Here is an 11,693-nt window from a genome sequence, read left to right as displayed (position 1 = left end):
CACAAGTCGTTCAAAATAGCGAATATACGCCTGATATTCACGCTATATTCTGAATCACCACAACACCAATAACCGTTTAGTCTATAGTATCCGTGTATGGTTAGATTAGATGATTCATCTAGTAAATCTAAATGCTGGATCGACTTTGAAAAAGAAGTACCGTTATTAGAAGAACACGCACGTGAACGAGACTGGAAACAAGAGATTGCGATCCAACTGATGAGTAGAGTTGGCTGTCGAGCCTCTGGAGTTCTCACAGCTTGTCCTAACGGTTTACGTTGGAATTCTGAAGGGGAGTATTGGGAACTTCAGATAAGAGGTAAAAACACGAAGGGTGGTGATAAGACTGTAAGAGACACATACGTGCCTGAGAGCGTCAAGAAGAATCTTGATAGGTACGCATCAGAACGAGACATAGATGACTCAGAACCGTATGTGGACACCTCTGTGTCGACAGTGAGACGGTGGGTAAGAGAGGTTACGGATAATATCGCAGACAACACAGGACATGATCGGTGGAAAGAGGTCAGTAGTCACGATCTCCGTCGATCGTGGGCAACGCATCATCTAGTCGAGAAGGATGTTGCTGTGCGCGTTATGATGGAAATCGGTGGATGGAGTAGCTATGACGCGATTGAACCCTATTTGACTAAGCCAACCCCTGCGAAGATCGGAGAAGAGCTACGAAACGTCTGAGGCTCGGTCATCCCTACGGTTCCACATCAACAAGCAGTTCTCTCTCGACCATTAGATAATTAGATTCGTCTACACTCTGGATATCGGTTCCGTCAGCATCCGAGACAACAACTGCCTCTCGATCTTTCGCATCATCTGTGACGATGAATACAGAACATTCGTCTAATCTTTCCTCGTGTTCTTGTCGAGCTAACTTGTCCTTGAGCGCCCATTTGTAATCAGTTGATTTGGAAGCCATCAGACATTCACCTTACAGTTCACAATTGGTTTAGTTAATATATAAATCTTACTTCTAAAAAACAAAGATATATATGTATTAAACCCATCTAAAACAATCAAATTACAGAAAGTTTCATATTAAATAGTATTAATGGATACGGAGTAGTACCTTGGCGTAGAACAGGACATCGAGAAGTTGATCTACCAAATCTGGGCGCTCAAACAGGGCCGAGAGTATGTAATCAGCAAGTTGCCATTGGTAGACAGAATCGATGACAAAAAGTAAATTCAACGGGAACTATCCCTCATGGCCGCAGAAGTTGAATCGACTCAAGTCTTTCAAGACTGGGTGATCAGCGGTATTGCGGCGTATCTTTTAGTTGTAGTTTTTGAGAAGGCGGTGACAATTAATACTCCAGACGTACAAAAGCGGGTGCTGACATCAGTAGCAGTGGCAAATGGCATCGTAATTGGAATTGGCCTCGCGCCCATGACCACAATAGCTGCCCAATTGGTTCCACTATCCACGCTCTTCAACTCAGAATATGTGGATGTGGTGTCTCGGATTGTTCAGATCGGTACGGTTTTAGAACTGCTATTCGGAGTCGTCAAGATGGTAGATGGAAGTGGTTGGGTGGGCGCACTCGCCTTTCTCGGAGCGTTCTTGGGAGGGATCTTCTTACCATACCAGGAAACGAGTATATTGGCGCTTATTCTCATTTTTATCTGCCTAGTAGTGGTAGAAGCCACACCGTCTGATTTTTGGAAGTCTGGTTAAGCGCCGTTGAGTGCCAAAAAAGGAGAACTGATTTCAATAAAGATGGAGGGCTCTGTTGAAATCATCTTCTTCAGACACAAATTGGGCTGAAACAGCCGGTCGATGAGAGCTGCGTACTGACCGACACTAGATTCTATCTTTGATGTAATCGAACCCGCCTCTGTAGACAAGGAGATACGAAACAACCACCGTAACCGGTACTAATGGTAAATAATAGTAAAATTGTGTGAACGGGTCGGGTGGAGATACTATTGCCCCAATCATGAACGCAATCATATTCGATACAAGTATTGTGAGTAGAAATTCACTAAGCCTTGTATAGTCCATAATGATGAGCCACTACCACGAGATATGTGTTTTGCGTCTTTTACCACACCGGAGTAATGGGAATTAAATGGCCTATATGACCACAACTGGGTCAAAATATATCAGTTGTTGAGGGTTTCAACAGAGCCAGATGGAGACTTATAGAATTGAGACTTAGAGAGTAACTCCATACCGATCTCTTTTGTCGATACTGGCTGTATCATCCACGTAATGCTTAGCTGTTTCAAGATTCATCCAGCCGACAATGTTCCTTAGACTCATTATGTCTCCATTTTTGTCTATCCAATTTTGACAAAAAGTGCGTCTGAGTATATGTGTAGTGTATATGGAACGTTTTCGTCCGTCTGAATACTCTTCGTATTCGATGTCGATCGAGCTATTTTCGAGTGCCTTCATGAATAGTCTCCTGCCAACATCAGTGGATATGTGGGCGTCTGTTCCGTATTGATTCGTATTAGACGCTATAAATATGTAGTCTGAATCTGGAAGATGGTACTTAGCTCTGTATCCGTCGTTTATATACTTGTCAAGCAGTCTTCGTGTTTTTCTATCGAAATATACAAATCTATCTCCGAAGTCGGTTTTAACCGTTTCAACCTCCAACTCTCTCTCTTCGAGGTCTAGACAAGATAACTCAGATTGACAGGCTTCAGCTAGCCTCAGTCCAGTGCTAGCCATTAACGACAAGAGAGCCTTTGCGCGAACAGTCTCCGCGGAGTCAACGAGGTCTTTGATTTGTTCTATATCTAAGGTTGGTTTTTTATGCTCGGTTGACTTCGAGTCAAATTCTTGTGGGAGTTTTGAGACTGGATTCTCAGATTCACTATCCATGTAGAACCATTCATAAAATTGGGATATGTTTCCAAGGTACTGTGCTGCGGTAATTTCGCTCACGTTCGATTGTAAATATCCAAAAAAGGTGTCCATCTCGCGTCCACTAATTTCACGGGGATCCACATCGTATTCTAGGCAATAGTCTTCAAAGATTCTTAGAGCTGATTTGTAATTTTGGAGTGTTGATTTTGCTTTCCGACCCTTTCTCGCTAATATGAATTGGTTGAACTCCTCTGTATCTAAGTCAGACATTAGTATCTCCCTTCTTCTTGCTTTTTCTGATGAGATACGTCTGCGAGTCTGTACACCACTTCTTCAGATATTTCTTCTATGGTTGGCGTCTTCTCGCTTGTCTCAATGATTTCAGCACGTGTTTTTATCATCTCATTTTCTAACTCATCTAACCGACTGAGTATCCGCTCATCGTCTATCGGCTGTTCGCCATTTGACTCAGCCTCAAACAAGACCTGTTCTACTCCAACACGGATTGCCTGTGCTATTGAGGTAAATTCAGTTGATTCTTGAAGAGCTTGTTTCCACCGCTTGTGCCTCTCATCCGAGATCTGAGTACCAACCATGGTTTTATCGTCGTCTCCCATGCTAAGATGAATGATAAGGCGTGTATTATATGTTCTGTATATAGCAACTCCATTTTTTAAATGCAAAGAGTGCGGCCATCGCTGGCGGGGATACAACTAAGATCTACCAGTGGCTGTCATATTCGGCATATTCGTGGTTTTGCTGAAAGGGAGGGCTAAGCCCCCGTCCTCAAGGAGCGATGCGAAGCCGAGCGAGTAGGGTGGGGATACAGCGCCCGTACGAGTTACAAACACTTTTAATCAGAATTCTCAACTACCAATAAATTGCAGACGTAGCTACGTCGCATGACGTACAGTCCCCGCTACCGACTCTTTCCAACTGAAGGGCAACGCGGCGCGATGGACTGGAAACGAGACACCGTGTGACAACTGTACAACCACGCCCCCCGCGAATTCAACAAAATCCCCGAAGACGCGGGGACGCTCCGGCGACGCGTCTGGAGCGTGCGCGATACCCTCCCCGCGTTGAAAAACTGGCGGCCAGATCTCAACAAAGTCTACTCACGGTCCTACGGAGATTCAAGGAGAAAGCCTGCGCTTTAGCGCGGGGATGAATCCGACACTGCCTACACAAACCACGTTCGGCGTATTGAACGGATATTTTACATACAAACACACCGTATAATCGGGTATCCGAGGCGGGCTATCCGCCCACGTAATCGGACAATACCGGGATTCCCTCACGATACGCAGAAAGAACTCTTACTGTGGTATGATCGAGGGTGCAGTCAAAAGTACCTCTGAATCCCATGTCGGGATAGGAGTACCGGCTGATTGGCACGGTAGTGTTCAGATAAGCTGATTCCATGCAAAAGTGAACGATCTCAGCCACTCGTCAGCAGTTTCTGCTTCGGCGTTGCTGAAACAGTTTGAGAAACAGGTAGTTCGACGTTTTATCTCACGATTCAAACCTTATCTGAACACCGCCGGTTGGCACAGCCAGTAGTTCTCCATGCCCGATAGCTACAAACCACAATATCCCAGCTCAGCGGCCCCGGAGCCGCGGGAATCTTCGCCCTTCAGCGCGGAGAGGATGTCAATAGTCGCGGCCACTTTCTAGGCAGATCTGATCGATCGTGCTGAAAGATTCGCATTACCGCGGAATCAAGACACAAATAATCACGTCCGCAACTGGTTAGTGAACACCCCACGGAATTTCGAGCATGAACAGACAGCTATCCGAAGTCAGGCCAATGAGCGTGAAATGAGCGACATCGTCGACGAGGTCTTCGACGCAGTGGTTGAGATCGCGCCAGAATTGCGGGCGGTGCTGGCCGATCATCGCGGCGCAAAAGGCGGCCGGAATCCCAGTGGCGACGAGCAGTCACTCGCCGATAGGAAACTCGACGAACTGCTCTACGACGCGTTGACGCCGATCGATGGCATCGGTTCGTTCGCCAGCGAGGAACGTGAGACAGTCGTCGATGTCGGTGGGGGGCTCAGTCTCGCGACCGATCCGCTCGACGGCTCCTCGAATCTGGTGTCGAACACGACTGTCGGGACGATTCTAGCGGTGTACGATGGCGAGCTACCGACTACCGGTGGAGATGTGATCGCAGGAATGATTCTGGTGTTCGGTCCGACAACGACGCTGACCGTCGCGGTAGACGGTGAGGTGACGGAATACGTGATTGCAGACGGGGAGATCATAGATTCATCCCCTATCATACTAACTGGTGAGAACCCCATCTGGGGGTTCGCTGGCGGTCCCGACGAGTGGTTCGATCCCATTACCGCGTTCGCTGACGATCTGTATCACCGAACGAAGCTCCGATACACCGGTGCGATGGTCGCCGATGTCCAGCATCTGCTAGCGAAGGGGGGCATTGTCGGCTATCCCGTCCAGCAGTCACGTCCCGACGGGGTGCTCCGACTGCAGTACGAATCAAATCCAGTCGCCTACGTTGTGGAATCGGCCGGAGGTGCGGCCTCGACCGGCCACGAGCGCATTCTCAATGTCGAGCCCGAGGGACTCCACCAGCGGATCCCGACGTTTTTCGGCTCGCCCACAATGATCGAAAAGCTAGAAGAGCGGATCGGCACGTGATCGGCTGGGCTCCAAGGAAGTAGACGGCGCGCCGGAAAGATTGGCTCCGATCACTCGCGCAGCGCGGCGTAGTCGGTGAGTTCGACGCGACCCACGGAGTCATCCAGCTCTGCGAACGAGGGAACTGTCGTCCCGGTATTGGCGACGATCCGCGAGGCGACGGCGACGCCGCGGCATAAAGCTGCTCGATCGTCACCGCCCACGACGAGTTCCGAGAGGACACCGGCCAGCATCGCGTCGCCGGCTCCGACTGTATCGGCTACCTCAACGTCTAGCGCTGCGGCGTGGACTAGTGCGTCCGAGCTCGCGAGGAGAGCGCCATCGGCACCTAGCGAGGCGACAACCCGTTCGAATCCCTGTTCACGAAGCACATCCGCGGCGGACAGACAGCTCTTGACGGTCTCGACTGATCGGTCGGTGGCGACGGCGAGTTCCTCACGGTTGGGCTTACACAGGGCGTATTCGGTGTCGAGGGCCTGCAGCGTCGCACCGCCGACATCAACGACGGCGTTCCACTCGCCAGCGTTGGCGATCCGGTCGATGGCGTCCGTGTCTAGTCCAGGGGGAAGGCTTCCAGCAACCAGCACCATCTCGGGATCGTAGCGCCCGATGGCGTCAATCGTGTCGCTGACAACGGCAGAATCGACACTTGGCCCATCGTGGTTGATCTTGAATTCGTCATCGTCCGAGAGGATGGTCGTGTTGAGCCGAGTCTTCCCGTCGATCTCAACAAGATCGGCTGGAATTCCCTCGTCTTCTAGCTCGGACCGGATGTATTCACCGAGGAAGTCACCGACAAGTCCCGTCGCGACAGTGTCAGCACCTAATCCGGTTAGATACTGTGAAACGTTGATCCCCTTGCCTCCGGCGTCAAACTGTGCCTCGTCGGTGCGCACGACAGTACCTGAATCCGGCATTGCGTCAACTTGAATGGTGTGATCAACCGCCGGGTTGAACGTCACGGTGACGATCATTGTACCTCCACAACGGTGACGTCGTCGGCCTCCAATTGTTCGGCGAGGACGGTCGGGACGGCGGCGTCGGTAACGAACACGTCGACATCCGAAACGTCTGCGAAGCTGATAAAGCTCTGCTCACCGAACTTCGAACTGTCTGCGACTAACACGACTCGATGAGATTTCTCGATCATCAGTTCCTTGAGTCGAGCCTCATCTTCGTTGGGTGTCATCAACCCGTCCTCGGCGTCGATAGCGTTAGTCCCCAAGAACAGTACATCGAAGCTCATACGCTCCATGAACCGCTCGGAGCTCGGCCCTACGAGTGCCCGGGTCGGGCTACGCAACGAGCCGCCGGTGAGTTTGACCTCAGTCCCATCATCATCAAGCTCCATAGCCTGTAACGGCGAGTTCGTGACCGCCAGTACCGTGTCGTTCGCAGGCAATTGCTTCGCAACCTGCATTGTTGTCGAACCGGCATCGAAGAACACAACTTGGTTGTCGTGGACCTCCTCGACCGCCCGTTTAGCGATCGCGACCTTGGCATCTAGGTTCTGGACCTCCTTTTGGGGGTAGGTCTGCTCTTTGCCGACCGAGGTCGCTGGGACAGCGCCGCCGTGGGAGCGCTCGATCAGTTGGCGGTCCGCCAGCTTGTTGAGATCCCGGCGGATCGTCGCCTTCGAACAGTCCATCTCCTCGGCGAGTGTCTCGACCGAACAGCCGTCCTGTTCGGAGACGAGTTCGACGATCTTTCGCTGGCGTACTTCCGGTAGCATGGGTCTCCGTTCGTTCGACATATTAGGTGCCACTGCTATAACTGTTTATCACAGTTTTTGCGTGAATATGACTGGAATATATAGTTGATACCGCTATTGACGTTTATCGCGGCAATTTTCGAGGTACTATACGAGAGTACTCTCTAAAATGATTGGATTTGCACAGCATGTCACAAGAGGATGTCATAGATATCGAATATAGTTAACTGACGCCCAAAAGCGGCTCAAATATCCCTATTGACACTTGTTTTTCCCCTTCATGATCGATGTTATGCTCCAATCGCGAGAGAACAGTAGAAAACAATCATATTCGAAAATACTTTTGCATATGTGGATGTAATAGGTTTCAGAGAGACAATGGTAATCAAAGACAAGGCAGAAAACGGCTTGCGGTCACACGTCACGTCAGTGAAAGAGGATCTCATGACGGGGGTCTCGTTCATGATCCCGTTCGTCACGATCGGCGGGATCTTCACCGCGATGGCGTTCTTGGTCGAATCACGCTTCGGGCTCGTCGCCAGTAACATCGAGACGGCTGATGCGTTCGTTGAGGGAACACTGGCGTGGTACTTCGCACAGATCGGCGGGCTGGGCCTCACGATTATGGTGCCGATACTCGGTGCCTACATCGCGTACGCGATCGCTGACAAACCGGGGCTCGCGCCGGGGTTCATCCTCTCGTACGCGATCCAGCAGGCCGCCATCATCGATGCGGCCGGCTCAACGGTCGGTATCGCTTCCGAGGGTGCCGTCGCCGGTTTCCTCGGAGCGATCGCCGCCGGACTACTCGCCGGCTACGTCGCACAGTGGATGAAGGACTGGTCGGTCCCTTCGTCGATCAAGCCGATGATGCCGATCCTCGTGATCCCGGTGTTGACGACCGCGCTGCTCGCACCGGTCGTGATCCTCGTGCTCGGCGTTCCGATCGCCCTCGTCGACTCGTGGTTGACGACCACACTCGAAGGCTTACAGGGATCGAACGCCGTCATCCTCGGGTTGATCCTCGGTGCCATGATGGCCTTCGACATGGGCGGCCCCGTCAACAAGGTCGCGTACGTCTTCGGGACCGTGCTGGTCGCCGACGGCATCTTCGGGCCGATGGCCGCCGTGATGATCGGCGGCATGACGCCGCCACTGGGGCTGGCGCTGGCAAATTTCGTCGTGCCACACAAGTTCGCGCCCGAAATGAAGGAAAACGCCGTCGCCGCCGTTCCGATGGGGCTGTCGTTCATCACTGAGGGTGCGATCCCCTACGCCGCTGCCGATCCGCTTCGCGTAATCCCGAGTATCATGGTCGGGAGCGCGGTCGCCGCCGGCACCGCGATGGGCCTAGGCGTCGGAATGCCCGCGCCCCACGGCGGTATCTTCGTGATATTCGTTGCCGACAACATCCTCGGATTCCTCGGTAGTATCGCGCTGGGTACGCTCGTGACCGCCGGTGCCGTGGCGCTGCTCAAGCCTGACCACGAGGAGGCAGCCACAGACGAACCGGAGGCCGGCGCGACGGCCTAATCGACTCGTCCGCTCACCAAGATACTATTTACCACGTCAAACGCACGATACCAATATGAACTCCGACTCGGAACACACCCCACTGACGACAGACCTGATCGCCCTCGATGGTGCGCCCGCCGACAAGCGCGGCGTCATCGAATTCCTGCTCGATCTCGCGGTTGAGGCAGATCGCGTCGCCGATCGCGAGCAGGCACTCGACGACTTGCTCGAACGCGAAGAGGAGGCGACGACCGGCGTCGGCATGGGGATCGGCATCCCCCACGCCAAGAGCGCGGCGGTCCGATCGCCGACGATCGCCTTTACCCGCGTCTCCGACGGGATCGACTTCGACGCCATGGACGACGAGCCGGCGACGCTGATATTCATGCTGCTGGTCCCCGAAGAGGGCGGCGAGGAGCACCTTCAGATGCTCAGCTCGCTGTCCCGCTCGCTGATGCACGAGGAAACTCGCGAGAATCTCCACGAGGCCGACTCGAAAGAGCGGGTTCGGGACATCGTGCTGGAGGCGGTCGAAGAATGATCGAACGCACCGTCACGATTGTCCCAGAAGACGGCCTGCACGCTCGCCCGGCCTCGAAGTTCGTCGAGACGGCAAACGAGTACGAAAGCGAGATCACCGTCGCCGCGAACGGCGACGAACCGGTCAACGCTGCGAGCATGCTCGCGGTGACCGGGCTCGGAGCCAAATCCGGGGAGACCGTCGTGCTCATCGCCGACGGCCCCGACGAGGAAGCCGCGATCGAGGCGCTCGAAGACGTGCTCACCACGCCGGAGGAGTGAGGATGTGCCAGACCTTGGACGGCGTCGGCGTCACACCGCTGTCGGGACTCGGCACGGTACGCTGGTACCGTCCCAACGACCACCCGGATCCCGAAGATGTCGAAGTCGCCGCCCCCGCGACGGAGCGAGAGCGGTTCGATGAGGCGCGTGCAACCGCACGCGAAGAACTCAAGGCCGAGCGCGAGCGCACTGCTGAGCGCGTCGGCGAGGAGGAGGCTGCCGTGTTCGACGCCCACCTGCAGTTTCTCGACGATCCGCAGATCACCGACGGCGTTCAGGATGCGATCGATGACGGCGCTGCGGCCGAAACCGGCGTCGCCCGGTCGTTCGACGCCGCCATCGAGCAGTTTGAGGGGATGGAAGGGGCGATGGCCGAGCGCGCAGACGACATGCGCGACATCCGAGATCGGCTCCTCAGGATTCTCTCGGGCAGCGATCGGATCGATCTTGCCGAGCTCCCCGAGGGAACCGTGCTACTGGCCGAGCGACTCACGCCCAGCGATACGGCCCAACTCGATCCCGATGTCTGCGCCGGATTCGCGACGATGACCGGCGGGCGAACCTCCCATGCTGCGATCTTCGCGCGATCGCTTGGCATCCCGGCGGTCGTCGGCGTCGGCGACGCACTCACACAGATCAAAGACGGCACCGAGGTCGCCGTCGACGCCGAGAACGACGCCGTGATCGTTGAACCCGACGGGGAGACACGCGAGCGAGTATCTGCCACGCGTGATGTTGATGTCAGGGAAGAACGCGTCGAGACCGTTGACGGTCGCGAGGTCGAGGTGGCCGCCAACCTCGGCACCTCCGCCGAACTGGAGGGTGCTGACGCGCAGGGAGCCGACGGCGTCGGCCTCTACCGGACAGAGTTCCTCTTCCTCGACCGCGAGTCGCCGCCGGACGAGGAGGTGCAGGTCGAAACGTACGTCGAGGCACTCGACGCGTTCCCAGAGGGACGTGTCGTCGTCCGGACGCTCGACATCGGCGGCGATAAGCCCGTCCCGTACCTCGATCTCTCCGAAGAGGAGAATCCGTTCCTTGGAAACCGCGGTATCCGGCGATCGCTGGGAGACGACGGCGACCTGTTCGAGACACAGCTACGCGCGCTGCTCCGGGCCGCCGCCGAGGGAGCGGGCACGCTATCAGTAATGTTCCCGCTCGTCGCGACCGTCGAGGAGCTCGCTACCGCGCTCGAACGGGTCGACGAAGTCGCAACCGATCTGGACGAAGAGGGGGTCACGTATGCCCTGCCCGAACTCGGTGTCATGGTTGAAACTCCTGCGGCCGCGCTGATGGCCGACGAGTTTGCCGCACGCGTCGACTTCCTCAGTATTGGGACGAACGACCTCACCCAGTATGTGATGGCCGCTGCACGCGAAAACGACGCCGTATCCCACCTCCACGACCCGCGCTATCCGTCCGTACTCCGGGCGATCGACAGGGCTATCCAGGCCGCCCACGACGAGGATGCTTGGATCGGGATGTGCGGGGAGATGGCTGGCGATCCCGAACTGACCGAGCTACTCCTTGGCCTCGGCCTCGACGAACTGAGTATGAGCGCCGTGACGATTCCCGATGTCAAGGCTCGCGTTGCAGAGATCGACACTGCCGACGCCCGCGGGGTTGCCGACCGGGCGCTCGCGGCAAGCACTAAAGGGGACGTACGTCGTATACTTAACCAAGAATCATGAAATTCGTAGCAGTCACCGCCTGTCCAACCGGCATCGCACACAGCCAGATGGCCGCCGAGAATCTGGAGACCACGGCGGAAGAACGGGGCCACGATATTCACGTGGAAGTCCAAGGCGCGATGGGAACCGAAAACGAGATCCCGGCCGACGCGATCGTCGAGGCCGACGCGGTGATTATCGCCGCCGACACCTCCGTTCAGACCGACCGCTTCAACGGGAAGGTCGTCGTTAAGGGCTCGGTCAAAGACGGCGTCAACGACGCTGACGGCATGATCGACGAGGCTATCGAACGCGCCGAGGCCGAAGACGAGGCTGCCGCGACAGACGAAAGCGAGGCGGACACCGCGGCGGCTACGCCGTCCGACGACGTGGACGAGTCGACATCTGATGCCGGATCGCAGTCCGTAGATCGGTCATCGGACAGTGGTCTTGTCGCCCGGCTCAAGAAGCTGTTCTCCTGATCGAGTTAAGAGAT

The 11,693-nt window shown here is 55.0% G+C and carries 15 protein-coding genes and 2 pseudogenes; 10 read left to right on the top strand and 7 right to left on the bottom strand.

The genetic code is table 11. The annotated features are described in order from the left end of the window. Nucleotides 1–96: 96 nt before the first annotated feature. A complete protein-coding gene (locus NO887_RS05010; RefSeq protein ID WP_256417363.1) occupies nucleotides 97–696 on the top strand; it encodes a site-specific integrase in 600 nt (199 codons plus the stop codon). 13 nt (nucleotides 697–709) lie between these two features. On the opposite strand, the gene NO887_RS05005 is transcribed toward NO887_RS05010, so the two are convergent. Continuing rightward, nucleotides 710–934: a hypothetical protein gene (locus NO887_RS05005; protein ID WP_256417362.1), complete on the bottom strand. Its 225-nt coding sequence runs from the start codon at nucleotides 932–934 to the stop codon at nucleotides 710–712. Nucleotides 935–1,222: 288 nt separating this feature from the next. On the opposite strand from NO887_RS05005, the gene NO887_RS05000 reads away from it, so the two are divergent. After that, nucleotides 1,223–1,693: a hypothetical protein gene (locus NO887_RS05000; RefSeq protein WP_256417361.1), complete on the top strand. Its 471-nt coding sequence runs from the start codon at nucleotides 1,223–1,225 to the stop codon at nucleotides 1,691–1,693. A gap of 126 nt (nucleotides 1,694–1,819) precedes the next feature. Here NO887_RS05000 and NO887_RS18640 read toward each other — a convergent pair whose 3' ends face one another. The 3 genes from NO887_RS18640 to NO887_RS04990 all read right to left on the bottom strand — a co-directional run bounded on the left by NO887_RS18640 (nucleotide 1,820) and on the right by NO887_RS04990 (nucleotide 3,453). Further along, complete coding sequence (locus NO887_RS18640) at nucleotides 1,820–2,020, bottom strand: DUF7534 family protein (RefSeq protein WP_425601546.1); 201 nt, start codon at nucleotides 2,018–2,020, stop codon at nucleotides 1,820–1,822. A gap of 153 nt (nucleotides 2,021–2,173) precedes the next feature. Further along, the gene (locus NO887_RS04995) at nucleotides 2,174–3,106 is read right to left on the bottom strand and encodes a tyrosine-type recombinase/integrase (RefSeq protein WP_256417360.1); all 933 of its coding nucleotides are present in this window, start codon (nucleotides 3,104–3,106) and stop codon (nucleotides 2,174–2,176) included. Further along, nucleotides 3,106–3,453: a hypothetical protein gene (locus NO887_RS04990; protein ID WP_256417359.1), complete on the bottom strand. Its 348-nt coding sequence runs from the start codon at nucleotides 3,451–3,453 to the stop codon at nucleotides 3,106–3,108. The genes NO887_RS04995 and NO887_RS04990 overlap by 1 nt, the downstream gene beginning before the upstream one ends. 10 nt (nucleotides 3,454–3,463) lie before the next feature. Between NO887_RS04990 and NO887_RS18635 the strand changes: the two genes are divergently transcribed. Both NO887_RS18635 and NO887_RS18570 read left to right on the top strand, forming a co-directional pair. After that, nucleotides 3,464–3,553, top strand: a complete 90-nt coding sequence (locus NO887_RS18635; protein ID WP_379811647.1) for a hypothetical protein — start codon at nucleotides 3,464–3,466, stop codon at nucleotides 3,551–3,553. Nucleotides 3,554–3,738: 185 nt separating this feature from the next. Beyond that, nucleotides 3,739–3,957 (top strand): annotated as a pseudogene (locus NO887_RS18570) (RNA-guided endonuclease TnpB family protein); the annotation flags it as partial. Nucleotides 3,958–4,242: 285 nt separating this feature from the next. Here the strand turns inward: NO887_RS18570 and NO887_RS18630 are convergent. After that, a pseudogene (locus NO887_RS18630) lies at nucleotides 4,243–4,356 on the bottom strand (IS6 family transposase); the annotation flags it as partial. 235 nt (nucleotides 4,357–4,591) lie between these two features. On the opposite strand from NO887_RS18630, the gene NO887_RS04985 reads away from it, so the two are divergent. Further along, nucleotides 4,592–5,500: a class 1 fructose-bisphosphatase gene (locus NO887_RS04985; RefSeq protein ID WP_256417358.1), complete on the top strand. Its 909-nt coding sequence runs from the start codon at nucleotides 4,592–4,594 to the stop codon at nucleotides 5,498–5,500. Nucleotides 5,501–5,550: 50 nt separating this feature from the next. On the opposite strand, the gene pfkB is transcribed toward NO887_RS04985, so the two are convergent. Next, nucleotides 5,551–6,474, bottom strand: coding sequence for a 1-phosphofructokinase (gene pfkB, locus NO887_RS04980; protein WP_256417357.1), 924 nt, complete (start codon nucleotides 6,472–6,474; stop codon nucleotides 5,551–5,553). Then, nucleotides 6,471–7,232: an HTH-type transcriptional regulator GlpR gene (glpR, locus tag NO887_RS04975; protein ID WP_256417574.1), complete on the bottom strand. Its 762-nt coding sequence runs from the start codon at nucleotides 7,230–7,232 to the stop codon at nucleotides 6,471–6,473. The genes pfkB and glpR overlap by 4 nt, the downstream gene beginning before the upstream one ends. A 357-nt stretch (nucleotides 7,233–7,589) precedes the next feature. On the opposite strand from glpR, the gene NO887_RS04970 reads away from it, so the two are divergent. From NO887_RS04970 to NO887_RS04950, 5 genes are read left to right on the top strand one after another with little or no spacing between them, the layout of a single operon-like run. Next, a complete protein-coding gene (locus tag NO887_RS04970) occupies nucleotides 7,590–8,744 on the top strand; it encodes a PTS fructose transporter subunit IIC (RefSeq protein ID WP_256417356.1) in 1,155 nt (384 codons plus the stop codon). Between the two features lie 55 nt (nucleotides 8,745–8,799). Then, a complete protein-coding gene (locus NO887_RS04965; RefSeq protein WP_256417355.1) occupies nucleotides 8,800–9,267 on the top strand; it encodes a PTS sugar transporter subunit IIA in 468 nt (155 codons plus the stop codon). Then, complete coding sequence (locus NO887_RS04960) at nucleotides 9,267–9,527, top strand: HPr family phosphocarrier protein (protein WP_256417573.1); 261 nt, start codon at nucleotides 9,267–9,269, stop codon at nucleotides 9,525–9,527. Before NO887_RS04965 ends, NO887_RS04960 begins: the two co-directional genes overlap by 1 nt. A 2-nt stretch (nucleotides 9,528–9,529) precedes the next feature. Then, nucleotides 9,530–11,218 (top strand): phosphoenolpyruvate--protein phosphotransferase, encoded by a 1,689-nt coding sequence (gene ptsP / locus NO887_RS04955; protein WP_256417354.1) that lies wholly within the window; start codon nucleotides 9,530–9,532, stop codon nucleotides 11,216–11,218. Then, nucleotides 11,215–11,679, top strand: a complete 465-nt coding sequence (locus NO887_RS04950) for a PTS fructose transporter subunit IIB (protein WP_303652233.1) — start codon at nucleotides 11,215–11,217, stop codon at nucleotides 11,677–11,679. Before ptsP ends, NO887_RS04950 begins: the two co-directional genes overlap by 4 nt. Nucleotides 11,680–11,693: the final 14 nt, after the last annotated feature.

The sequence above is a fragment of the Halorubrum laminariae genome, from assembly GCF_024494655.1.
Taxonomy (GTDB): Archaea; Halobacteriota; Halobacteria; order Halobacteriales; family Haloferacaceae; genus Halorubrum; species Halorubrum laminariae.
Note: the sequence above shows the minus strand (reverse complement) of the source record. Positions and strands in the feature narration are given on the sequence as shown.